This is a genomic window from Lunatibacter salilacus (genome assembly GCF_009797935.1).
GTDB lineage: Bacteria > Bacteroidota > Bacteroidia > Cytophagales > Cyclobacteriaceae > Lunatibacter > Lunatibacter salilacus.
The window spans coordinates 69,375-92,403 of the sequence record NZ_VOLC01000014.1; the positions used below are offsets into that span (position 1 = coordinate 69,375).

Consider the following 23,029-nt stretch of genomic DNA (forward strand, 5'->3'; position numbering starts at 1 on the left):
GATGATGAAAAAAACAACCCTTGGCATCAGTTTGCTCATTTTCCTAGGCTGTGCCGAAGACAAAGTGACTGAAAATCAACCCACCATTGTAACAGTCGATGAGGCAATTTCCGAAATGGTGAGTTTGGAACAAAGATATCCTGCGTCAGTTGTCGCCTTAAAGGAAGTAGAGCTCCGTGCCGATGTGGTTGGATATATTACTCAAATTCAAGTAGCGGACGGGGAGCGGGTGCGTCAGGGTCAGATTCTTTACCAAATTGACAGAAGCAGGTATCAAGCCCAGCTAGATCAGGCCCAATCCCAACTTGAAATTGCCAGAGCCAATCAGGCCCGATCAGAACGGGACATAACCCGGTATGAGAAACTTAGGGAGGGAAACGCAATTGCCGGAAAGATTTATGACGATGCGCTGACAGATTTGGTGAGCAGTCAGCAGGAGCTCCTACGTGCCCAAGCTGCTGTTGACAATGCAAATACAGATCTCGGCTATGCAACGATACGAGCGCCCTTTGCGGGTACTGTTGGTTTTTCGTCCGTGCGCCTGGGTGCCTTGGTCACTCCGGGACAAACCCTGCTAAATGTAATCAGTGCTGACGATCCCATGGGCTTGGATTTTTATGCGGATGAAAAATCATTGAATGATTTTACCCAACTTTTGGCGCAGCCGGAAAAAGTGTCAGCTGACTCAGTTTTTAGGCTTTTGCTTCCCAATCAGCAACTTTACCCTTTTCCCGGGTCTATCGAAACCATTGATAGGGCGATCGACCGGGGTACGGGCACTATACAGATTCGGTTAAGATTTCCCAACACCGACTATTCGCTTAAACCCGGGCTTAACGCTACTTTGCTATATACAAGGACATCACCCGAATCCCAGATCACGGTACTTCAGAAGGCTTTGGTAGAGCGTTTGGGAGAGGTATATGTCTATGTTGCTGATAATGGAGAAGCAAGACAAGTCACGGTAAAGACTGGAAACAAAAGTAAAGATCGGGTGGTAATTCAGGAAGGATTGCAGGCAGGCCAACAAATAGTTGTAAGCGGAGTGCAAAAAATCGCCGATGGGGATAAAATCCAAATCAAAAACGAAAACTGAGCATGATTTCATCCATTTTCATCAAGAGACCTAATGCAGCAATTGTTTTATCCCTCGTCCTTCTGTTGCTTGGGACTCTTGCAATTATTAATTTGCCAGTAGCCCAATACCCAAATATAACCCCTCCTGTCATTCAGGTCACCGCCACCTACACCGGGGCAGATGCCGAAACCATAGAACAAACCGTAGCCACCCCCTTAGAAACTCAAATTAACGGAACTCCGGGTATGGCGTACATTGAAAGCACCAGTAGCAACGAAGGCTTGATGTCGATGAACATTACCTTCGAGGTAGGAACAGACATAAACACTGCCGCAGTCGAGGTTCAGAACCGAATAAATGTAGCGGAACCCCTGCTTCCTGAGGAAGTACGCAGACTGGGAATCACCATCAGAAAGAGAAACCCCAGCCTTCTTTTAATTGTGTCAATTTTTTCTCCTGAGGGTTCCCACAATATCGACTTCCTGAACAATTATTCCAATATCTATATCAAGGACGAGTTGCTAAGAGTACCGGGAGTAGGAGATATTTTCAGCAGGTCGGAAGATTTTAGTATGAGGATTTGGTTACAGCCCGAAAAACTTTTCCAGTTAGGCCTTACTTCCAGCGAAATTGTATCAGCACTCCGTGAACAGAACATTCAGGTAGCGGCAGGTGCTATTGGCACCCCTCCTCAGCGTGACTATCAGGCTTTTGAGTACACGCTATTCACAAACGGGCGGCTCAATTCCCCGGAGGAATTTGAGAACGTCATTCTAAAAGTATCAGAGGACGATCAGCGGATCGTCTATCTCAAAGACGTAGCCCGAGTAGAATTGGGGCGGTTTGATTATTCTACAAGCAATTTTACCGACGGAAAACCCGCCGCCTATCTGATCATCTTTCAGACTCCGGACAGCAATATCCTGGATACTGAAGTGGGGATCAAAGCGGCTATGGAAAGAATTCAGGAAAACTTTCCATCAGATCTGGAATATGTCATTCCATTCGAATCCGCATCGGTAGTGAGAGTTTCCATTGGTGAGGTGGTAGAAACCTTGTTTATTGCCCTCCTACTCGTTTCCATCGTGGTCTACATTTTCCTACAAGATTGGAGGAGTACGCTTATCCCTATTCTAATTATTCCAGTGTCTATCATCGGCACGTTTGCCCTGTTTTTGCCGTTGGGATTTTCTATTAATAACCTAACCTTGTTCGGGTTTGTGTTGGCTATAGGTATTGTCGTGGATGATGCCATTGTCGTGGTGGAAGCTACGATTGCCTATATGGAAAAAGAAGGCATTAAAGCTAAGGAGGCCGTCACCAAAGCGATGAAAGATATTTCAGGACCGGTGATAGCGATGTCCTTAATTGTTGCGGCAGTTTTTATACCGGTTGGGTTTATCCCTGGCATCGTGGGAAGATTATATCAGCAATTTGCCATGGCGATTGCCGCATCTGGTATTATTTCGGGATTTGTGGCGCTGTCACTTACACCGGCTTTGTGCTCCCTGATTCTTAAACCAAAAAAGGATAGGAACTCCTCCTCCAAAAATCTTCTTGACCGGTTTTTCTATGGATTCAACCAGAAGTTTTCCTATTTCAATGACCGCTATGAAGCCGTTATCGCAAAAAGTTTTTCGAAAGGAAAGTATATATTTCTGGGTTTGGTGGTATTGGGAGGCGTCACATTACTTCTATTTAACCAAAAACCTACCGGATTTATCCCCAATGAGGACGAAGGGCGGCTTTTTGTCACCTATGAATTGCCAGAAGGTGCTTCCACTGCAAGGAGCTTGGAGACCATAGAGAAATTAATGGGGTTATTGGCAGAGGAAGAAGATATTTTCCATTTCACTGCGGTGACGGGCTTGAATGCAGTCAACTTCTCGAGCAAATCAAACACAGGGACCGTATTTTGTCAACTAAAACCTTGGAGTGAAAGGAAGGGTACGGACCAAAATTCATTTGCAATACGCAATCGTCTTCTGCGGGAATTGAGGGATGAACTGCCGGAAGCATCCATTATCATTGTAGCGCCTGCTGCCATCCCCGGCCTCGGAACCACATCCGGGTTTAATGTGGTACTGCAGGATTTGCAAGGAACCTCCACCATACAGGAGTTTGATCAGCAAATAAAAGACTTCGTCGGTGAGCTCAACGAGAGTGAGGAAATATCCAACTCCTTCAGTCTATTCAGTGCTTCCACACCCTCCTACAAGATCAACCTGGACAGAGAAAAAACCGCCAGACTTGGTGTAAACATAGGTGATGCCTTCAATACCCTACAAGTTTATCTCGGCAGCTTTTATGTAAATGATTTTATACTTTACGGTAGAAACTTCCGGGTAGTAGCCCAGGCAGACACCATGTACCGGGAGGACTTGTCATCCTTGAACCAATTCTTTGTCAAAAACAACCGGGGCGACATGCTTCCTATCAGCAACTTGGTAACCACCGAAATCATAGAGAATGCGCCGCTAATCAATCATTACAATTTGTTCCGATCGGCCACCATCAACGGGGATGCCGCAGCAGGGTACAGCTCAGGTCAAGCAATAGAGCGGGTGATTGCCCAAGCTGCTGAAAGTTTGCCCGCGGGATTTGGATATGAATTCTCAGGCATCACTCGGGAAGAGATAAGGTCAGGTGGCAGTACAGCACTTATATTTTTATTGTCCATTACATTTGTCTTTCTCTGTCTGACGGCACTTTATGAAAGTTGGTCAGTACCCTTTTCTGTACTATTGGCTGTTCCCACTGGTATTTTTGGTGCTATTACCACCTTGTTATTGTTCCCCTCCCTGACGAACAATGTTTACGCTCAGATTGGATTTCTTACCTTGGTGGGGTTAGCGGCAAAAAACTCCATCCTGATCGTAGAGTATGCCAAAGAGCGGGTAGATCGGGGAATACCTATAAAAAAGGCGGCGAAATTGGCTGCTAAATTAAGGCTGAGGCCTATTCTAATGACCTCCATGGCCTTCATTCTTGGTGTAATGCCTCTTGCCTTTGCATCCGGCGCAGGTTCAGTCGCCCGGCAAACTATTGGGTGGACAGTGTTGGGCGGAATGGTCACCGCTACATTTATTACCATTTTTATCGTTCCTGTATTATTTGTACTAATTACCAAAATTGCCTACAGTAAGGCAGAATTAAAACGGATCAAAATGGAAAACAGCTCCGCGGAAACTGATTAATTATTACCCTAGATCCGAAACCTTCCAGGTTTTTTTGATAAAAAGCTAGTTGTTCAAATCAAATAGGTGAAATCTGGAAGGTTTTTTTTCATCTGTTACAGCTAAATACAGCGGATTTGAGGTGTTACTTTTCTTCATCACTAATTTTAATGGTTTCGCTCAAAACCGGAGAGGTAACGAAATAACCTCCCACCCTTCCGTTTCCATTTTCAACGTAAATATTTGTTGTTGGATTTTGGGGAGGTGGACTGAAGAGACCACCATCGTTAAACAGCAAATTAACCAGCTGATTCAGGTAATTGTAGGGAGCTTGGTTTAGCCTATAAAGTTCTAACTTGACCTTGTCGTTCTTTTCGAAAGCAAATCCGCCCAGTTCAAATCCATTGTCCAAAATTGAGGTGCCAAACGAATCATCAAATAGAAGGTAATCCGACCGTCTGTTAAGTAGGGTGTCATTTCGAATAATTTTGACCCTGTAATAATTGTCCCTATCAAACGGAATTTTACCATAGACAGTCACATAGTATCCCTCATCCCTGAAAAACTGTTCTTCGGAGAACGCATAGGTAACGCTGTCCAATACGGGAGGCGCTAACATTTCCCCTTCGGAAAAATATACCTGACCGTCATATTTTACTTCCAGCCGATATTTACTTCCAATTTCAGCTACCTGATTGTTCAAGGGAAGAAAATGCCCTAAATCATCAACATACATAAATTCTATCCGGTTTCCAGATTGAAGGTTGGTAATGGACACGTCCGCCTCAGATAGGATTTCATTGGAAAGCGTATCATAAAAATCCCGACTATATGTTACCGATACTTTATTGACGCTTGACCGATTAGTCCAAATGGCTTCTATTACAGGGATCTTCTCCATGTTTTTTAATTCCAAATGCACTTCTTCTTGGCAGGAAAAGAGGGCAAGTAGAATAAATAAGTTCAAGTATAAATACTTTTTCATATCAAAATTCAAAGTTGTAGGTAACAGAAGGCAAAATACCAAACAAATAAGTCATGATGACTCCCGGTCGAGAGGAGGTAATTACATCTTCGGGACTTGGGTCTACCCTGAAATCGTTGTTATATATATCGGTGAACTGATAGGAAAAAGGGTTTTTTCGGTTATAAACATTATACACACTGAAGTTCCAACTACCTTTCCACCATCTTCCTCTGTCCCGGTTTTTCAAATTGACTGAAAGGTCCATGCGGTGGTAGGCTGGAAACCTGTCTTCATTTCTACGAGGCCCGTATAGGGGAACACGCTGGTTATCCACTTCATAGGAGCCTACTGGAAAAGTCACCGCTACTCCACTGGTATAAACGAAGGTTCCGGAAAATTCCAACCGCTTATTGAACTTGTGATTTAACACCAAACTAACATCATGGGGACGATCAAATCTTGGATTAAAAGGTTGGTCCTCATTAATCCCATCTATCTGTCGGAATACCCTCGACCAGGTATAACTCAACCAGCCTGTTGTTTTTCCAATGTTCTTTCTGAGCATGAACTCTGCTCCATATGCCCAGCCCACTCCAGATAGAATCTCGGTTTCAAGATTGTCGGTAAACAAAATTTCAGCTCCCTGCTTTAGGTCAATAATCCGGTCAAAATCTTTGTAATATCCTTCCATGGAGAGCTCAAACTGATTATCTGACAGGTTTTTAAAAATCCCTAAGGATACCTGATCGCTCCGTATTGGACTCACATATCTCCCCGCGGGCATCCAGCGGTCTATTGGTAAACCTGCCGAATTATTTGTAGCGATCTGAATGTACTGAAAGTTTCTGTTGTAGGCTCCTTTTAGGGATAGACTTTCACTTAGAAGATACCTAGCCGCCAGTCTGGGTTCAAGCCCCAGGTAAGTTTTCATGTTCTCTCCAAAGCCAAACCTAACCGTATCGGCCACTGCCCCATTGGCGGGATCATTATTTTCATACAGGTAATTTACTCCCTCCCCGATTTGCTGATAGTGGTTCCATCTCAGACCACCTTCTACTGAAAAAACGGGGCTGACGTCATAATTCCCATCGATAAAGAGGTTGTTCAAAAAACCAATCTTGGGATTTGTATTTATAGATTCCAAATTACTCTCCGGTGCCAGATTTAAATTGATCGGTGCAAAATGATATAACTGACTGTGGGCTCCTGCGTATAGACTTAAATTCTCGCTCGGTACCCAATTGATTTCGCCCCGAATACCTGATTCTGAAAAATTGTTGCTCCATTCAAACCCAATACTTTCGTCTGTAAATGCTATGAGGTATTTGTAGTAACTGTGATAACCTTTTACATCCAAAAAAAGATCGTCTCGAATTGATCTCGTCCAGTTAAGGGAAGATATCCAGTTGTTCCACCCTAAGCCAAACTGTCCACTGGTCCCTAGGTAATCCGAACCGTAATAAGAGGAGATGGTAATTTTATCCCGATCTTTTATACGAAACATCAGTTTACCACTTAAATCATAAAAATAAAGCTGGTTATTACGGATATTTTCATCAGGAGATAACGCCAGGAAAATGTCGGCGTAAGTCCTTCTGCCAGAAACAATAAAAGAAGATTGGTCTGAAAGCAGGGGACCGTCTACCGTTAGCCGGGAACTTATACTGCCGATTCCACCCTCCCCATGGATACGTTTGGTATTACCCTCTTTTAATGAGATATCAATAAGGGAGGAGAGTCTCCCTCCATATCGGGCAGGGATATGCCCCTTATACAACTCCACATTACTGAGCGCATCCGGATTGAACACGGAGAAAAACCCAAAAAAGTGGGAGGGATTGAATATAGGTGCCCCGTCTATTTGAATCAAATTCTGGTCAGCAGATCCACCACGTACAAATAATCCAGTGGTGCCTTCACCAGCTGTGGTTACACCGGGTAGTAGCTGAATGCCCCTTAAAAGGTCTACCTCTCCGAATAAGGCTGGAATGTTTTTGAGCACCTCTACAGGCAAATTAGTTTTTCCAATGTCCAAACTCATCACATTGCTGTTTTCCCTAGCTTCATTGACAACGAACTCCTCTAGCGATTGCGCTTCCGGATTTAAAAAAAACTTAATGTCTTTACCCAATTCCTTCTCAGTGATAACTCGCAAGGTAGAGGTATATCCTATATAAGATATCGTCAATTCTGCCGGGAGATCTATAGGGCGTATGGAGAATATCCCGTCAGTATCGGTAGTCACTCCTTTATCTAGCGCATTAGACCAATAGACATTCGCTCCGGGCAAGACCTCCCCGGTCGTCATATCCTTAACACTGCCGGAAATTCGATCCGGCAATGACTGGCTGAAAGAGGAATTTTGAAAGAAGATACTAAGACCTATCAAATAAAAAAAACTGAAAATAGCTTTATACAATTGCTTATTCATTCCGTGTAACATTCTTTTTCGAGAAGAATTTCTCTTTTGAATTTCAGCTATTTGGGTTTTTCTTCCCTAAAAATAAGGAATTAACTTTTTACTGATACGAATTTTCGTTGAATCTAGTTCAGTAAAAGTAGGTTTTAATTGCTTAGGTTTTTCACTATTTCCCGTAGACCCGCAACTCAAACCGTTTTAATAATAATTAACCGGGATATATTTCGTTTTGCTTTTAATTCACTAATTTCAAGTCATGATTTGGGCATATCCTAATAATAGTTTGATAATCACCTTGGTAATTTTATTTACCCTACTGTATGCGCTATATTTGATCCGGTTTTGGAGGATCAATAAAAAGCTTCAGGTAAAAAAAAGAAGGCTTATATGGAAATGCCTGTTGAGAACGGCCTATTTTGTCCTGTTTTTAATAGCACTGACAGGCCCGTCAATTGGCAGTTCAATGAAAGAGATCAAGCAGGAGGGCAAGGACATCTTTATCGCTATTGATCTTTCACAATCCATGAATGCGCAGGACATCAATCCCAGCCGTCTTCAACGGGTAAAGTTTGAAATGAAAAACTTGGTCAAAAACTTCAGTTCTGACCGTGTTGGGATAATTATTTTCTCCTCAGAAGCATTCATTCAATGTCCGCTTACCTTTGACCAGAACGTCATTCAACTGCACTTGGATGGACTAAATACCGGCCTGGTCCCAAACTTCGGAACAGACATTGCTTCTCCTCTTAATATGGCCTATCAGAAATTTCAAAATGAAAATGACCAAGAGGAAACCTCAAAAGCAATCATACTTATCAGCGACGGGGAGGATTTTGGCGACAATCTTCCTCCTATTTTAGAAAAACTCTCAGAACAGGGAATTCGGGTATTTAGCTTGGGAGTGGGTTCGGAAGACGGTACCAGCATACCAAGAGGTAACAGTGTCGTAATGGATCCACAGACCAACAGGCCAGCCATCACTCGACTTGATGACACTAACCTAAAAACAATATCCAATAATACTGATGGTGCCTATTTCGAACTTAGTGATGTCAATCAGGAAATCCCTCAATTGATCAATGCTATTGACCGTATGGAAGGAACGGTCATGGCCAGTCGGATGGTTGAAGCTTCGGCCAACAAATATTTTTTCTTCCTTTCTGCCGCATTGCTCTTAGCAATGATCGATGTAATGTTACCCTTAAAAACCTTATCCATTTGATTAACTATTCAAAAGTTTCTCCGTTATGATGTTGTTTGCTAGAACGTTAGTGGTTGTATTCCTTCTAATCCCGACTTCTTGGAAAAAAATTGGGGCGAAAAATAGTGCCATTTATGAGGCGGAACAGGCGTATATAGCTACGGATTTTGAGCAATCGGTAAGGCAGCATCTCGGTCTCATAGCTGACCACGAGCTACGAACTCCCGAAGTTAAATTCAATCTGGCGTTGAGCTACCAAAATAACGGACAGGAGGAAGAGGCGAAGAAAACTTACGAGGAGGTTATCCGTTCAGAAAATAAGACACTAGCTTCATTTTCCGCCAATCAGGTAGGCGTTTTGGAGGGAAGGGAGAACAACCATAAGGATGCATTGGCCTACTTTAAGTCCGCACTTATTCAAAATCCCGATAATGAAATGGCACGTTACAATTACGAACTGCTAAGCAGATGGCTGGAAGAAAATGAGGAAGAAAAGGATAAGGAAGAAAAGGACCAAGAGGATCAAGACAAGATAGAACCCTCCAATTACGCCAAAAGGATGAAAGCCAAAGCCGATGAGTTTGTTGACCAATACAGATTTGATGAGGCCCTGGAAACCATGCAGCGGGCGTTGGAAATCGATGAAACGGTAGCATACTACCAGAATTTTATTCAATATTTAAGTGATGTTAAAGAAATCAATGATAAATAAACTCCTTGCGTGTGCGTTGCCATTGACTTTGTTATTGGCGAGTATTTCGTTGGCTCAATCGGAGGGTGAATATTTTAACAGGGCGGCCCGACAGTATGTAAATGAGGATTTACCGGGAACGGGTCAAATCCTGGCCGAGGGGTTGCAGAAATACCCGAACGACCCCAAACTAAACTCATTGTTGGAAAAATTGCAAAAAGATCAGGAGGACCAACAGAAGAAAGATCAGGAACAACAACAAAATCAGGACGAATCCGAGCAACAGGAAAACCAAGATCAGCAGAGTGAAGAACAGGAAAGCGGTGAAGGGGAAGAGCAGACAGACGAAGATGGAGCCGATGAATCCGAAGCAACGGATGAGCAGCGGGGTGAAAAGTCCCAACAGGAGGAACCAACTGAAGAACCTAGCAGTCAGGAAAGTGACTTGAGTGAACGGGAGCAATCCATGGAAGAACTCAAGCAGCGTTTGCAAGAAATGAATCTTACCCCGGAACAGGCAGCTCAAATCCTCGATGCTATGAATAGCAACGAACTGCAATATATCCAACAAAACCGGAAAAAAGCCACTCAACGGCCCCAAAGAGGACTACCTGATTGGTAATAAATTTTTGTTGAAATGGTTTTAATCCCAACCTAATCAGACATGAACGACGTTTGCATTGTATCGATTGCCCGAACCCCTCTTGGAAGTTTTGGTGGTAAGCTATCTTCCCTGTCAGCTACCGAATTAGGAGCCAAGGCGATCAGTGCTGCTATTGACAAATCCAACCTTTCCCCAAATCAAATTCAAGAGGTATACATGGGGAACGTGTTGTCGGCAAATTTGGGACAAGCTCCAGCGAGACAAGCGGCAATTGGTGCAGGATTGGGATACGAAGTACCATGTACGACAATAAATAAAGTATGTGCTTCCGGAATGAAGGCCATCATGTTGGCAGCACAGGCCATTATGACCGGACAGCAGGATATCATAGTGGCAGGTGGTATGGAAAGCATGAGTAATGTCCCTTTCTATGTACCCAAAGCCAGATTTGGATACAAGTTTGGCAATGCGACCCTAGTGGATGGGCTGGCTTACGATGGCCTGACGGAGGTCTACAATCATTTCCCTATGGGGAACTGTGCGGATAATACCGCCAAATCCATGAAGATCAGCCGAGAAGAACAAGACGCCTACGCGGTGAATTCCTACAAACGAGCGGCAAATGCTTGGGAATCGGGGTTTTTTGAACATGAAGTGATACCTGTAGAAATAATTGGAAGAAAAGGGGATATAACCACCGTTTCAGAAGATGAAGAATATACCAATGTAGATTTCGATAAAATGGGTCGGCTTAAACCTGTATTTGCAAAGGAAGGTACCGTGACCGCCGCCAATGCCTCGACGATGAATGACGGAGCGGCCGCCTTGGTGCTTATGAGTAAATCCAAAGCCAAATCCATGGGCATCACCCCTATCGCCCAAATCTTGGGGTTTGCTGATGCTGCACAAGATCCCATGTGGTTTACCACAGCACCAGCATTGGCCATACCCAAGGCTCTTGCTCTGGCAGGCGTAGGGCCGGAATCTGTAGACTTTTATGAAATCAACGAAGCCTTTGCCGCAGTCGCTATTGCTAACCAACGCCTACTGGGACTGGATATGGAGCGATTGAATGTCTTTGGAGGAGCTGTAGCTTTAGGGCATCCCCTAGGCTGCTCCGGCGCTCGAATTACTGGAACTCTGTACTCGGTTCTTCAGGCAAAAAACGGCACCATTGGAGTTGCGGGAATCTGCAACGGGGGAGGCGGAGCGTCTGCCCTCGTCATTGAGCGGCTGTCTTGAAACCTTTCCCACATAATAACTTTATCCTCCATATTATCGTAAATGAGGGATGATTTGCATAACTAGATTTCATTCATGAGTTTTCTAACTACAATTAGTTGCTGCAACCGTTGGTTTCTGTCCTTTCTCTTTTTATTTATGGGACTACTCTTCCCTCTTCTTGGCCAAGAGCGGGCATATACGTATTATGATGAAGAGGAACTAAAGGTTAAGGAGGCTTACTTCGTTGAAAATGGCGTGCCTCACGGCATCTATGAGTTTTTTGATGAGTACGGAGAATTGATCCAATTGGGTAATCTGGTAAATGGCAAGAAGGAAGGTAAATTTGTGCACTACAACCCCGGCACAAAAGATACATTGCGACTTCTCAATTACCAAAATAACCAAAGGGAGGGAGAAGCTTTTTCATGGCACCTTTCCGGTGAGTTAGCTCAAAGGGCCACCTATAAAAACGATCAGCTAAGGGGTGAGGTAACCGCATACTATTCTGATGGGGTAGTACGAAATATAACGCATTTTGAGAACAACGTCCCCCACGGCACATTTAAAGACTTTTTCCCTTCTGGAATTTTGGCAGAAACCGCTACCTATGAAAACGGCGCATATAGTGGTGAACGCTTAAGATATGATTCTGACGGGAATTTGATTCAAAAATCCACCTATGCTAAAGGAGTTTTGGAGGGTTTTGAGTTCTCCTATTACCCTAGCGGTGAAGTTTTATCCCAGATGTCATATTCCCGTGGCGTAAAACATGGTCCTTCCATTACCTATTTTGAAGATGGAAGTGTGGAGAAAAAGGGACAATATAAAAAAGGGTCTCCTGACGGAAAATTCACCACCTATTGGGAAGATGGTAGCATGGAAGAAGAGTCTCTCTTCAAAAATGGGAAGCCTATTGGAGATACCAAGACGTATCATGAAAACGGAAAATTGAAAAGGAGGATTGTTTACAATAACAAAGGACAATCGAGCTTTTCAGAGATTTTTGATGATGCGGGAAACCTACTCCAACAATCTTCCTATCAGGGAGGTCTGCTTCACGGGGAAATAAAAACGTACTATTCTTCCGGTAAGTTGAAGGAGAAAATTCCTTATAAGTATGGCGAACTTGACGGCACCTATATCGGCTATTCCGAGTTAGGAGAAATCCACACGGAGAGAACCTATCTACGTGGAAGGATAATGCGGGAAAAAATCCATAATAAAACTGAACCTAAGACGGAATAAACTTTCATTGTGTTTACTTTTGCACCTTTCAATATGATAGCTATGAATTCAGGACTACCCGAAACAAATTTTCAATTTCCGGATCAGATAGGTTTTTACAAAGGCAAGGTAAGGGATGTTTATATTTTTGACAAAAAACTGGCCGTAGTAGCTACGGATAGGATTTCCGCATTCGATGTCGTTCTACCACACCCTATCCCCTACAAAGGACAAGTTTTAAATCAAATTGCATTTCATTTTTTGAATGCCACCAAAGAAGTTGTCCCCAACTGGGTCATCGATTCTCCCGATCCCAATGTCACTATAGGATGGAAATGTGAACCTTTCAAAGTCGAAATGGTCATCCGGGGATATCTGGCAGGGCATGCCTGGAGAACCTATCGAGAGGGGAAAAGAATCCTTTGTGGCGTTACACTCCCTGAGGGATTAAAAGAAAACGACAGATTACCCGAGCCTATCATCACACCTACCACCAAAGCGGATGAGGGACACGATGAGGATATTTCCAGAGAAGAAATCTTAGCCCAAGGAATCGTCGGGGAAAATGAATACGAGCAGCTTGAAAAATATACCCGGGCATTATTCCAGGCTGGAACCGAGATGGCTCGTCAAAAAGGACTTATACTAGTCGACACCAAATATGAATTCGGCACCTATGGTGGGAAGATATTGCTTATTGATGAAATTCACACCCCCGACTCTTCCCGATATTTTTATGCAAAAGGGTATGAAGACCGACAGCGGAACAATGAATCTCAAAAACAGCTTTCCAAGGAATTTGTCAGGCAATGGCTAATTGAAAATGGCTTTCAGGGAAAGGAAGGCCAACAAATTCCAGAAATGTCGGCGGAAATTATTGCCGGGATTTCGGAGAGATACATCGAACTGTACGAACAGATTACCGGAAAATCCTTTGAGAGGCAGTCCACGCAGTCGATGGAGGAAAGGATTAAAAAATCCATTGAAGGCAGTATGTAAATTTTCGTACATTTGTAGGCGCTCGTTAATTAAATTATTAAGTAGATATGAAATATACAGTAGATAAAAAAGAACAGTACGTAATCTTCACTTTACTGGAGGAAAAATTGGATACGGGAATTTCCCCGCAGCTCAAGTCCGAACTGTTGACTGTGCATGCGGAAGGGTATACAAATCTCATTTTGGATATGAGCCAGGTAAAATACTCCGATTCCAGCGGGTTAAGTGCCCTTTTGGTTGGAAATCGTAAGTTTGGGGAGGAAGGCGGAATCTTCGTGATCTCCTCTTTGCAGGAACATGTCATGAAATTGATAAAAATCTCCATGCTGGATAAAGTGTTGAAGATTGTTGATGGTCTGGAAGAAGCAGCTGAGGCTATTTTTATCCACGAAATCGATAACGGGGAAGAGGAAGAAGACTTGGAGTAAATTGGATTTTCAAATTACTATTTTAGGCGTTAATTCCGCAATCCCAGCCCACGGAAGAAATCAAACCTCCCAATACGTCGCTTTTGGGAGGATTTCTTTTTTGGTTGATTGTGGAGAAGGAACCCAGCACCAGCTTAGAAGGTATAAAGTGAAGTCTTCGAGAATAGACCACATCTTTATCTCACATTTACACGGAGACCATTATCTTGGATTAATGGGGCTTATTTCCACTTTTCACCTCAACAACCGATCCCGTCCATTGCACATTTATGGTCCAAAGGGTCTTGATGAAATTATAACAATTCAATTAAAGTGCTCCCATACTTTTTTAAAATTCCCCCTCTATTTCAAAGAAACCTCACAGGATGGGAAAAATTTACTGCTGGAACTGGAAAATGTACGGATCTTTAGCTTTCCTCTTAAACATCGGATAGCTTGTACGGGTTTTTCATTTGAAGAAAAGATGCGTACTCGAAAACTGATCAAAGAAAAAATTGTGGAGGCAAAGCTGAATATTACTTCCATACACCAACTCCTGCAAGGAAAAGACGTTTACGATGACTCTGGAAATGTACGTTATTCCCAAGAGGAGTTTTGTCATTCACCCATTGCTCCGAGAAAGTATGCATTCTGCTCGGACACTATTTTTGATTTGGACCTAATCCCCTATATTTCCGGAGCAGACTTACTGTACCATGAAGCCACCTTCATGGAAACGGAAGCACATCGGGCAATTTCGACCATGCACAGTACGGCACGGCAAGCAGGCAGTATCGCCCGCGAGGCTGGGATAAAGGAATTACTTCTCGGCCACTATTCTGGCCGATACATTGATCTGCAACCCTTACTGTTGGAGGCTAGGGATGTATTCGAAAACACTAAATTAAGTGAGGAAGGAGAAACCTATACCATTCAATAATGGACACAGCCGCAAAAGTTTACCAATCAAAGAAGACTAATCTTTTTATTATTTTATCGGGAATTTTTCTTACAAATGCTATTCTAGCCGAAATCATCGGTGTGAAAATTTTTTCAGGTGAATTGACAGTTGGAGTTTCTCCTGTCAACTGGGTATTTTTCGGCGATTATGTGTTGGATTTTAACCTTACCGCTGGAGCTGTAATTTGGCCTGTTGTATTCATCACTACAGATATCATCAATGAATACTATGGCAAAAAAGGGGTAAGAAAAATAAGTTTTATTACTGCCGGGTTTATTGGGTATGTGTTTATTGTCATCCTTCTGGTTACGAAACTGCCACCTGCCGAATTTTGGTTGCAGGTGAATTCTTCAGATAATGATGGAAACCCATTTAATATAGATTTCGCATTTAATACCATATTTCGACAAGGCTTGGGAATTATTATAGGCTCTTTGGTGGCCTTTTTGATCGGACAACTATTAGATGTCTATGTGTTCCAAAAGCTGCGAAAAATTACAGGAGCCAAAATGATTTGGCTACGGGCTACCGGATCAACGCTTGTTTCCCAATTTGTAGATTCATTCGTAGTATTAGGCATCGCCTTTTATATATTCGGAAACTGGTCCATAGAGCAGATAATTTCGGTAGGCATCGTCAATTATATCTATAAATTCTCAGTCGCAATCCTTTTGACACCCCTGCTTTACGTCGGGCACGGATTGATAAACCGATATTTGGGTGAAGAACTTACCCTTCAGCTTACCAAAGAGGCAGCTAAGGACACTTCTTTTTTATAATAGCGGGTTAGCTCTTAAATCAAATATTGTTTCTAAAAACATTCCTTCGGATATGTATACGCGACAAAATCAAGGCTGGGTTCTCCTGAAATTGTCACAAATAATGGCAGTGGCAACAGCAACATTCAGCGATTCCGCTTTCCCGAAAGCAGGAATGGTTATCTTGTGTCCTATATGCTTTGACACCTCTGCGGAAATTCCCTGCGATTCATTTCCCATGACAATAATGCCATCGGAAGTGAGCTGGGCATGATGAATGTTTTCACCGTCCAAAAATGCCCCATATACTGGTATATTGGGTGAGTTGGCCAGGAAGTCTGAAAGCTCTTGGTAGAAAAAATGGACCCTGGTAAATGAACCCATGCTTGCCTGTAATACTTTGGGATTGTATACGTCCGCAGTCTGTGGAGATAGAACCATTTTTGATATTCCGTACCAGTCTGCTATTCGAATTATAGTTCCCAAATTTCCCGGGTCCCGGACATCATCCAATGCTAGAATTAATTCGCCTGGTAGAACCGAAAAAGGGATTTCCTGCTTTACCTTGGCCACAGCCAGAGCGCTTGAATTAGATTTGAATGCGCCCAGGCTTTCCAGGACTTGCTCACTTACCTCTATCAGATCACCTGAGTACTTCATAATCAAATCCATATGGGCAGCGCCAAATTTAGGCGTAAAAAGTAAATGGGTTATTTCAAAATCTGATTGAAGTAATTCCGTTACATTTTTAGATCCTTCTACAAAAAAAGACTGCTCCTGCTTACGGAATTTTTTTTGGTGCAAGGATTTTATAAACTTAAGCGTATTTTTGCTTAGCATTAGCCGGAAATGTTGAAGTGAATAAATTCAAATATATAAATTTTATACTTTCTATCCTTTTAATATCGGGATGCTCACTTACCCGAAACCTTCCCGATGACCAATACATCGTCTATGATGTGGAAGTGGACGGCTTAAAAACCAGTGATTCAGATGCCGTTAAAAACCTCATCCAACAAAAACCAAATACCCGCATCCCTATTTTTAATTTTTCACCTGGCGTATTTCTTTATCAATTTGGCGAGCTTACCTATGATAAAGAAAAACTAACTGCCAAAAAAGAAGAATGGGATCAAGAGAGAAAGGAATTGCAGTCGAGCATTGAACAGAGCCCTAACCGAAAATTAGCCCGTCGGTATAATAAGGTCGTATCAAATCTGGCCACCTTGGATAAAAAAATCACCTATGGAAACTGGTTTATGCGTACAGGAAATCCACGCATGATATATGACAGTATTAAAACCAGCGAATCTGTCCGTCAAATTGAATTCTACTTGAAAAACAATGGTTTTTTCGATGCCACTACAGAGGCATCCGTTCAAAAAAAGAGGAAAAAGGCAAGGATTACTTATACCATTGAAGAGAATAGCCCCTATTTGATAGACAGTATTTATATCCAAACGGCGGACAGTGCCATCTCTGAGTTATTGTCATCCAAAAATCAAAGGTCCTTGATCACAAAAGGAAACCGCTATGCGCAAAACGATCTTTCTAGGGAAAGACAACGGGTCGAAGATATCCTTAAAGACAACGGTTATTATACCTTTTCAAAATCCTATGTAGAATTCAACGTCTACAAGGATTCGATTGCGAAAACCGTCACATTGGAGCAGTCCATCCGCCTTCCCGCAAAAGGCACCTTCCATCCCATTTATACCATTGATTCCATTTTAGTCACCATCTCAAGTCCCACAGATGCGATCCAAGATGAAAATATAAGTAGGGAATTCAAGGGTATTCAATATCAAATGTATCGTGACAGATATGCTGAAAGAATAATCAATTCCAGGATTTTTTTGTATAAAGACGACCTCTATAATCGTAATGATGTTATTGAAACCCAGCGGCAGCTGGCCAATTTGGATATTTTCAGAATAGTTAATATCTCTTTTGATACCCTCGGGACAGCACTGACTACCAGAATATTTACCCGTCCCAATCAAAAATTTCAAATCACCAACCAGTTAGGGGCTAGTGTGACCGAACAGCTTCCGGGACCTTTCTTCAGTCACTCCCTGAGAAACAGAAACTTATTTCGCGGATTGGAGATTTTCGAGTTCAACTTTCGGGCTGGCCTAGAAGGAGTAGCAGCTGCTACAGCAGAAGGCGGGGTATACCGAAGTAGGGAGTTAAGCGCATCTGGTTCAGTTATTTTCCCCCAGTTTTTAATCCCCTTCAATTTTGGCACGCTGGAAAAGTTCGGTAGATACAATCCAAGGACAAGAACGCTGTTGGGGTATAGTTATGTCAATCGTCCGGAATATGTAAGAGATGCCTTGAATACCATTTTAGCATATAACTGGGCAACCAGAAATATGAGGCAACAATTTTCATTTAGCCTTTTGGATGCCAACTTAATACGATCATCATTGGATACGTTATTTCAAGCTAGACTTGAAGACCTACAAAATCAGGGAAACAATTTGATTAATTCATTTTTACCATCCTTTGTGAGCAGCGTTTCGGGTCAGGTCATCATTAACTTCAACCAATACGGTCTGTATCAGAAAAATCAGGCTTCACTTTGGCGGATTTTTGTAGAAAGTGGCGGTACGACGCTCAATTTTCTCAATCCTTCCTTTACAGAAGATCGAAGTTTAAAATATTTTCAATTTCTTAAGTTTCAATCTGATTTTCGACGGTATTTACCAATAAATAACCAAAGTACTTTTGCCTACCGCATTAATATTGGTCTGGCAAAACCTTATGGTATCAGTGGAGGTGTACTCCCTTATGAAAAATATTTCTTTGCAGGCGGTAGTACCAGTATCCGTGCTTGGCAACCCCGGCGGCTAGGACCGGGCTCATTTACTCCCGATTTAAGAGAAGATCAGACGTTTGACTATCGTTTTGAACAGCCTGGTGAGATCCTCCTTGAGGCAATGTTTGAATACAGAAGAAAGCTCTTTGGGTATTTCGATGGGGCAATATTTGTTGATGCCGGAAATACGTGGAATTTTGAGGTGGATCCAAGCCGTGCCGGAACGGAGTTTAGAGTAGATCGGTTTTACAAGGAAATTGCAGTCGGTACAGGGCTGGGATTACGGATGGACTTTGAGTTTTTGGTATTGAGACTCGACATGGGAATCAAAGCATACGATCCTGCACGGCCTGAAGGGGAACGGTTTATCCTAGATAATTTGACCCTCAATAGACCCCTAGGTGAGAAGGGACAACAGGTATTTAATATAGGTATAGGATACCCCTTTTAATTCTATAGGGACATTCGAAAGTAATTATGATAGGTAAAGATAAAATTGCGGAAGATTTTCAGGCTATTCAAAGGCATATTTGTGACGCATTGGAGCAGGCAGACGGTAAGGGGAAATTTGTAAAAGATAGTTGGAAGCGGGAAGAAGGTGGCGGTGGAATGACCAATATCCTTATGGACGGCAATATTATCGCAAAGGGAGGGGTGGCATTTTCGGCCGTTCATGGCCCTACTCCGGACAAAATCCTTCAAAAACTCCAACTGGATAAAGCAGATTTCTTTGCTACCGGAGTATCGATTGTTATCCATCCAGACAGCCCCATGATGCCGATTATCCATATGAACATTCGATACTTCGAGATGAGCAACGGAGAGTATTGGTTTGGAGGCGGTATAGATTTGACCCCCCATTATATCGATCCCCAAGACGCTAAATATTTTCATCAAGCTTTAAAAGATCTTTGTGACCGGTTCCACCCCTCCTACTATACCAAATTTAAGCAGTGGGCTGATGATTATTTCTTTATTCGACATAGGCAGGAAACTAGGGGGATTGGAGGTATCTTCTTTGACCGATTGAAAGCCGACAGCGACATGCCTTTCGATAAATTATTTGAATTTGTAAAAGAAGTAGGGTATCTATTTCCAAAGATATACACCTATTTGATGAACAAAAATGCTGCCCTACCTTACGGTACGCAAGAGAAAGTCTGGCAGGCAATCCGGAGGGGCAGGTATGTAGAATTCAATCTAGTATGGGATGCAGGCACCAAATTCGGTCTTGACACCAATGGCCGCACTGAAAGTATTTTGATGAGTATGCCTCCACAAGCCCAATGGGAATACAACCATGTGCCTGCGGAAAAATCCAAAGAAGCCTTTACCCAGAATCATTTAAAAAAAGACCTGAACTGGTTAACCTTTGAAGCATGATGACAGAAATAAAACAGTGGGATGAAGCTTTGTTTCATTTTTTAAATGCCCAACGTCTGGACTGGTTGGATCCGGTGATGAAAACGCTGACGGGCACCTATATTTGGATTCCCCTATATGCCTTTTTGATTTATTTGATTTTTAAATCCTATGGCATGACGGGTTTTTGGTATGTCGGATTTATCGTACTTCTCATCTTGCTGGCCGACAAGTTCACTTCCGGCTTTATGAAACCCTTTTTTGAAAGACTTCGACCCTGCCATGACCCCCGATGGGAAGGAATGATTAATACCTATGCCGGATGTGGGGGTAAATTTGGATTTGCTTCCTCACACGCATCCACCACCTTTTCGGTGGCTACTTACATGTTTTTGATTTTTAGGGGGAAAATCCAGGCAATGGGATGGCTATTCCTATGGGCAGGATTGATTTCATACACCCGGATTTACCTGGGGGTTCACTACCCCTCGGATATCCTAGTTGGCGCATTGGTTGGAATTGCCTCGGGACTGATCACTTTCTCCTTGGTCGAATGGCTCAGAATGGTGGTTGAAAAAAAGAAAACCACAAACGCCTCCCTTTAACTATGCATATCCTTTAATCATCCGTTGGATGTATTTGCCCACTATGTCAAATTCCAAGTTGACTATATCACCTACTTTCAATTGGTGAAATACGGTATGCGTGTAGGTATAGGGGATAATAGCAACAGTAAAGCCACCTTTTCTGGAGTTAAAACAGGTAAGGCTGGTGCCGTTTACTGTGATGGAGCCTTTCTCAACAGTCACATTTCCAAGTCGGTCGTCATACGTAAAATCTAAAAGCCAACTTCCATCCTTCTCTTCTATTTGAACTAATTCCCCTGTTTGGTCCACATGCCCCTGCACGATATGTCCATCAAATCTTCCATTGGCGGGCATGCATCGTTCTAAGTTCACTTTATCTCCGATCTTCCAGTCTTTAAGGCTGGTTTTTTGAAGTGTCTCTTCTATGGCCGTTACTCTGTACTGATCGGATGACGCTTCCACAACAGTCAAACAAACTCCGTTATGACTAACAGACTGGTCTATCCGGAGCTCGTGTGATAGGGGCGAACTAATATCAAAATGGATGTTAGTTCCTTCGGGCTGAATGGATTTGATAATTCCCAGTGATTCAATGATTCCTGTAAACATAATTTTCTTGGTATCTACTAGCAACTCAAGACTGGCTAATATTGTTGATTTAATTGGTATTTAGCCCAAAATTAGCCCTAACTTAGTGAAAAAGTAGATTCAAGCTGGTATATTTTAAAGATTGATGTTGAAACTGGAAGACTCCTATATCCATAAAGGACAACGAAAGTCACTGATAGACTTACTCAAAAGAAAAGGTATTACGGATCCAGCTGTGCTGGACGCAATGAATACCTTACCGAGGCATTTTTTTTTCGACAGTGCCTTGGCTAGTCATGCCTATGAAGATAAGGCTTTCCCCATCGGAGAAGGTCAAACCATCTCCCAACCATATACGGTGGCCTTTCAGACCTCACTGTTAGATATATCTCCCGGCGAAAAAGTATTAGAGATTGGGACAGGGTCTGGCTATCAGGCCGGCATTTTGTATTTGATGGGTGCGCAGGTACACAGCATAGAATACAACCAGAAACTTTACGAAACAACCAAAAAGTTCTTGTCCAAACTCGGAATACGAATTAAACATTATTGTGGAGACGGGAGTCTTGGACTTCCGGATAAAGCCCCATTTGACAAAATCATCGTAACCGCCGGAGCACCTGTCGTACCAAAAGCCCTGCTACACCAACTGGCCGTAAACGGGAAATTAGTCATTCCTGTTGGAGATCGAACAACCCAGAAAATGATGCGCCTCACGAAAAAATCTCCGAAAAACATCCTACAGGAATCTTTTGATAACTTTTCATTTGTACCCTTACTGGGTGAGGAAGGATGGAACAAGGCAGACCTTTAAGACGTATAGACCATTAAAAAAATTCAATTCAATGGAAGTCAAAAAATACGTACACCAATCCAGGGCAACGATGACTGAGATGGTCCTCCCTAACGATACCAACACGCTACACAACTTGATGGGGGGGAAACTCATGCATTGGATGGATGTCGTAGCCGCTATCTCCGCACAGCGGCATTCCAATAGCATCGTAGTAACTGCATCGGTGGATAACATTTCCTTCAAAAATCCAATACCTTTGGGAAATGTCGTCACGTTAAATGCTCAGGTTACACGGGCGTTTAACACGTCTATGGAAGTTTTCATTGAAGTCTATGCGGAGGATATTCCTGCCGGCAAACGGCTCCTCACCCATAGGGCATTTTTCACATTTGTAGCGGTTGACAAGGCGGGAAAGCCGGTCCCAGTCCCGGCACTTTCCGCCGATTCTCCGGAAGAACTGGAGTTGTTTGAAGGAGCACTTCGCAGACGTCAACTTCGCCTAGTTCTTGCCAGTCGTATGAAGCCCGATGAAGCTACGGAACTTAAATCTCTTTTTAGTCTGGAACCATCACCAAAAAAATAACAGATAAAACTCACCTCTATTTCAGACGAAATGAACCTACAAGAAATCAGTTTGTTCCTTACCGAACCCATCGTCCTTATTCCGGAAGAAGTTTCTAAGCAGGCACCTACCGATGTCGCGGATAAAGCTATCTCCCAAAGCTTGGCAGCAGGAGAGGATCCTGCCGATCATGACAGAGAAGAGAGTGAAATTCAGGAATTGGAGATAGCATCCTACGAAGGAAGCTTTCAGAAAGGCCTGTTAATTCTCTATCAGGGTGGCGAACTATCCGAAGCATCTCAGACATTTTTAATGAATATACTAAAGGCTGTCAACCATTCCTTAAAAGATATCGCTTTAGTCTCGGAAACGGATCTTTTAAATGGACATCCGGACAGTATAATCCAATTAAACCCGCAGAACATCCTTATCTTTGGAAAATTGAACCATTCAATCATGAAAAAGAAAAAGGAAGATTATGTCATCATCCAAGATGATTATACTTGTCTGTTTTCTGATGACTTGATAGAAATCGAAGCGAATAGGTCCCTTAAAAAAAGATTATGGACCGCCTTACAGCTCCTATTTGATATAAAATCCTAAC

21 protein-coding genes are annotated in these 23,029 nt (G+C 42.7%); 17 read left to right on the forward strand and 4 right to left on the reverse strand.

Translation table 11 applies throughout. The features are described 5' to 3' along the window. Position 1: 1 nt before the first annotated feature. The gene (locus tag FQ608_RS18165) at positions 2-1,096 is read left to right on the forward strand and encodes an efflux RND transporter periplasmic adaptor subunit (RefSeq protein WP_158859909.1); all 1,095 of its coding nucleotides are present in this window, start codon (positions 2-4) and stop codon (positions 1,094-1,096) included. Between the two features lie 2 nt (positions 1,097-1,098). Next, positions 1,099-4,275, forward strand: a complete 3,177-nt coding sequence (locus FQ608_RS18170) for an efflux RND transporter permease subunit (RefSeq protein ID WP_158859910.1) — start codon at positions 1,099-1,101, stop codon at positions 4,273-4,275. 124 nt (positions 4,276-4,399) lie between these two features. Here FQ608_RS18170 and FQ608_RS18175 read toward each other — a convergent pair whose 3' ends face one another. Next, on the reverse strand, positions 4,400-5,239 hold the full coding sequence (locus tag FQ608_RS18175; RefSeq protein ID WP_158859911.1) for a DUF4249 family protein: 840 nt from the start codon (positions 5,237-5,239) through the stop codon (positions 4,400-4,402). 1 nt (position 5,240) lies between these two features. Continuing rightward, positions 5,241-7,652, reverse strand: a complete 2,412-nt coding sequence (locus FQ608_RS18180; RefSeq protein ID WP_158859912.1) for a TonB-dependent receptor — start codon at positions 7,650-7,652, stop codon at positions 5,241-5,243. Positions 7,653-7,896: 244 nt separating this feature from the next. Between FQ608_RS18180 and FQ608_RS18185 the strand changes: the two genes are divergently transcribed. The 9 genes from FQ608_RS18185 (at position 7,897) to FQ608_RS18225 (ending at position 15,730) form a co-directional block, all read left to right on the forward strand. Then, positions 7,897-8,862, forward strand: coding sequence for a vWA domain-containing protein (locus FQ608_RS18185; protein WP_158859913.1), 966 nt, complete (start codon positions 7,897-7,899; stop codon positions 8,860-8,862). Positions 8,863-8,887: 25 nt separating this feature from the next. Continuing rightward, positions 8,888-9,553, forward strand: coding sequence for a tetratricopeptide repeat protein (locus tag FQ608_RS18190; protein ID WP_158859914.1), 666 nt, complete (start codon positions 8,888-8,890; stop codon positions 9,551-9,553). Then, positions 9,543-10,154, forward strand: coding sequence for a hypothetical protein (locus FQ608_RS18195; RefSeq protein WP_234364267.1), 612 nt, complete (start codon positions 9,543-9,545; stop codon positions 10,152-10,154). Before FQ608_RS18190 ends, FQ608_RS18195 begins: the two co-directional genes overlap by 11 nt. Positions 10,155-10,196: 42 nt before the next feature. Next, positions 10,197-11,378 (forward strand): acetyl-CoA C-acyltransferase, encoded by a 1,182-nt coding sequence (locus FQ608_RS18200; RefSeq protein WP_158859916.1) that lies wholly within the window; start codon positions 10,197-10,199, stop codon positions 11,376-11,378. Between the two features lie 75 nt (positions 11,379-11,453). After that, positions 11,454-12,605: a toxin-antitoxin system YwqK family antitoxin gene (locus FQ608_RS18205; RefSeq protein ID WP_158859917.1), complete on the forward strand. Its 1,152-nt coding sequence runs from the start codon at positions 11,454-11,456 to the stop codon at positions 12,603-12,605. 42 nt (positions 12,606-12,647) lie between these two features. Further along, positions 12,648-13,583, forward strand: coding sequence for a phosphoribosylaminoimidazolesuccinocarboxamide synthase (locus FQ608_RS18210; RefSeq protein ID WP_158859918.1), 936 nt, complete (start codon positions 12,648-12,650; stop codon positions 13,581-13,583). Between the two features lie 47 nt (positions 13,584-13,630). Then, entirely contained in the window at positions 13,631-14,011 is a 381-nt protein-coding gene (locus tag FQ608_RS18215) for an STAS domain-containing protein (protein ID WP_158859919.1), read from the forward strand. Between the two features lies 1 nt (position 14,012). Further along, entirely contained in the window at positions 14,013-14,930 is a 918-nt protein-coding gene (locus FQ608_RS18220) for a ribonuclease Z (RefSeq protein WP_158859920.1), read from the forward strand. Then, complete coding sequence (locus FQ608_RS18225) at positions 14,930-15,730, forward strand: queuosine precursor transporter (protein ID WP_158859921.1); 801 nt, start codon at positions 14,930-14,932, stop codon at positions 15,728-15,730. The genes FQ608_RS18220 and FQ608_RS18225 overlap by 1 nt, the downstream gene beginning before the upstream one ends. A gap of 69 nt (positions 15,731-15,799) precedes the next feature. Here FQ608_RS18225 and FQ608_RS18230 read toward each other — a convergent pair whose 3' ends face one another. After that, entirely contained in the window at positions 15,800-16,549 is a 750-nt protein-coding gene (locus FQ608_RS18230) for a TrmH family RNA methyltransferase (protein WP_158859922.1), read from the reverse strand. A 17-nt stretch (positions 16,550-16,566) separates the two neighbouring features. Here FQ608_RS18230 and tamL point away from each other — a divergent pair, with 17 nt between their 5' ends. Genes tamL through FQ608_RS18245 form a run of 3 tightly spaced genes read left to right on the forward strand, consistent with a single transcriptional unit; the run spans position 16,567 to position 20,497 of the window. Beyond that, on the forward strand, positions 16,567-18,981 hold the full coding sequence (gene tamL, locus FQ608_RS18235; protein WP_158859923.1) for a translocation and assembly module lipoprotein TamL: 2,415 nt from the start codon (positions 16,567-16,569) through the stop codon (positions 18,979-18,981). A 26-nt stretch (positions 18,982-19,007) separates the two neighbouring features. Next, the gene (gene hemF, locus FQ608_RS18240; protein ID WP_158859924.1) at positions 19,008-19,913 is read left to right on the forward strand and encodes an oxygen-dependent coproporphyrinogen oxidase; all 906 of its coding nucleotides are present in this window, start codon (positions 19,008-19,010) and stop codon (positions 19,911-19,913) included. Further along, complete coding sequence (locus tag FQ608_RS18245; RefSeq protein ID WP_158859925.1) at positions 19,910-20,497, forward strand: phosphatase PAP2 family protein; 588 nt, start codon at positions 19,910-19,912, stop codon at positions 20,495-20,497. Before hemF ends, FQ608_RS18245 begins: the two co-directional genes overlap by 4 nt. Here the strand turns inward: FQ608_RS18245 and FQ608_RS18250 are convergent, their stop codons facing one another. Beyond that, the gene (locus tag FQ608_RS18250) at positions 20,498-21,088 is read right to left on the reverse strand and encodes a riboflavin synthase (protein ID WP_158859926.1); all 591 of its coding nucleotides are present in this window, start codon (positions 21,086-21,088) and stop codon (positions 20,498-20,500) included. A 124-nt stretch (positions 21,089-21,212) separates the two neighbouring features. Between FQ608_RS18250 and FQ608_RS18255 the strand changes: the two genes are divergently transcribed. Genes FQ608_RS18255 through FQ608_RS18265 form a run of 3 tightly spaced genes read left to right on the forward strand, consistent with a single transcriptional unit; the run spans position 21,213 to position 23,028 of the window. After that, on the forward strand, positions 21,213-21,881 hold the full coding sequence (locus FQ608_RS18255) for a protein-L-isoaspartate(D-aspartate) O-methyltransferase (RefSeq protein ID WP_158859927.1): 669 nt from the start codon (positions 21,213-21,215) through the stop codon (positions 21,879-21,881). Positions 21,882-21,912: 31 nt separating this feature from the next. Next, on the forward strand, positions 21,913-22,446 hold the full coding sequence (locus tag FQ608_RS18260) for an acyl-CoA thioesterase (RefSeq protein ID WP_234364268.1): 534 nt from the start codon (positions 21,913-21,915) through the stop codon (positions 22,444-22,446). Between the two features lie 30 nt (positions 22,447-22,476). Beyond that, complete coding sequence (locus FQ608_RS18265) at positions 22,477-23,028, forward strand: hypothetical protein (protein WP_158859928.1); 552 nt, start codon at positions 22,477-22,479, stop codon at positions 23,026-23,028. Position 23,029: the final 1 nt, after the last annotated feature.

Excerpts from the sequence above, each read along its gene's own strand:
- FQ608_RS18185 (WP_158859913.1), top strand. The coding sequence starts at position 7,897 with ATGATTTGGGCATATCCTAATAATAGTTTGATAATCACCTTGGTAATT.
- FQ608_RS18180 (WP_158859912.1), bottom strand. The coding sequence starts at position 7,652 with ATGAATAAGCAATTGTATAAAGCTATTTTCAGTTTTTTTTATTTGATA.
- hemF (WP_158859924.1), top strand. The coding sequence starts at position 19,008 with ATGATAGGTAAAGATAAAATTGCGGAAGATTTTCAGGCTATTCAAAGG.
- FQ608_RS18165 (WP_158859909.1), top strand. The coding sequence starts at position 2 with ATGATGAAAAAAACAACCCTTGGCATCAGTTTGCTCATTTTCCTAGGC.
- FQ608_RS18255 (WP_158859927.1), top strand. The coding sequence starts at position 21,213 with ATGTTGAAACTGGAAGACTCCTATATCCATAAAGGACAACGAAAGTCA.
- FQ608_RS18190 (WP_158859914.1), top strand. The coding sequence starts at position 8,888 with ATGATGTTGTTTGCTAGAACGTTAGTGGTTGTATTCCTTCTAATCCCG.
- FQ608_RS18205 (WP_158859917.1), top strand. The coding sequence starts at position 11,454 with ATGAGTTTTCTAACTACAATTAGTTGCTGCAACCGTTGGTTTCTGTCC.
- FQ608_RS18230 (WP_158859922.1), bottom strand. The coding sequence starts at position 16,549 with ATGCTAAGCAAAAATACGCTTAAGTTTATAAAATCCTTGCACCAAAAA.
- FQ608_RS18170 (WP_158859910.1), top strand. The coding sequence starts at position 1,099 with ATGATTTCATCCATTTTCATCAAGAGACCTAATGCAGCAATTGTTTTA.
- FQ608_RS18250 (WP_158859926.1), bottom strand. The coding sequence starts at position 21,088 with ATGTTTACAGGAATCATTGAATCACTGGGAATTATCAAATCCATTCAG.
- FQ608_RS18225 (WP_158859921.1), top strand. The coding sequence starts at position 14,930 with ATGGACACAGCCGCAAAAGTTTACCAATCAAAGAAGACTAATCTTTTT.
- FQ608_RS18195 (WP_234364267.1), top strand. The coding sequence starts at position 9,543 with ATGATAAATAAACTCCTTGCGTGTGCGTTGCCATTGACTTTGTTATTG.
- FQ608_RS18175 (WP_158859911.1), bottom strand. The coding sequence starts at position 5,239 with ATGAAAAAGTATTTATACTTGAACTTATTTATTCTACTTGCCCTCTTT.
- FQ608_RS18200 (WP_158859916.1), top strand. The coding sequence starts at position 10,197 with ATGAACGACGTTTGCATTGTATCGATTGCCCGAACCCCTCTTGGAAGT.
- FQ608_RS18260 (WP_234364268.1), top strand. The coding sequence starts at position 21,913 with ATGGAAGTCAAAAAATACGTACACCAATCCAGGGCAACGATGACTGAG.
- FQ608_RS18265 (WP_158859928.1), top strand. The coding sequence starts at position 22,477 with ATGAACCTACAAGAAATCAGTTTGTTCCTTACCGAACCCATCGTCCTT.
- FQ608_RS18210 (WP_158859918.1), top strand. The coding sequence starts at position 12,648 with ATGAATTCAGGACTACCCGAAACAAATTTTCAATTTCCGGATCAGATA.
- FQ608_RS18245 (WP_158859925.1), top strand. The coding sequence starts at position 19,910 with ATGATGACAGAAATAAAACAGTGGGATGAAGCTTTGTTTCATTTTTTA.
- FQ608_RS18215 (WP_158859919.1), top strand. The coding sequence starts at position 13,631 with ATGAAATATACAGTAGATAAAAAAGAACAGTACGTAATCTTCACTTTA.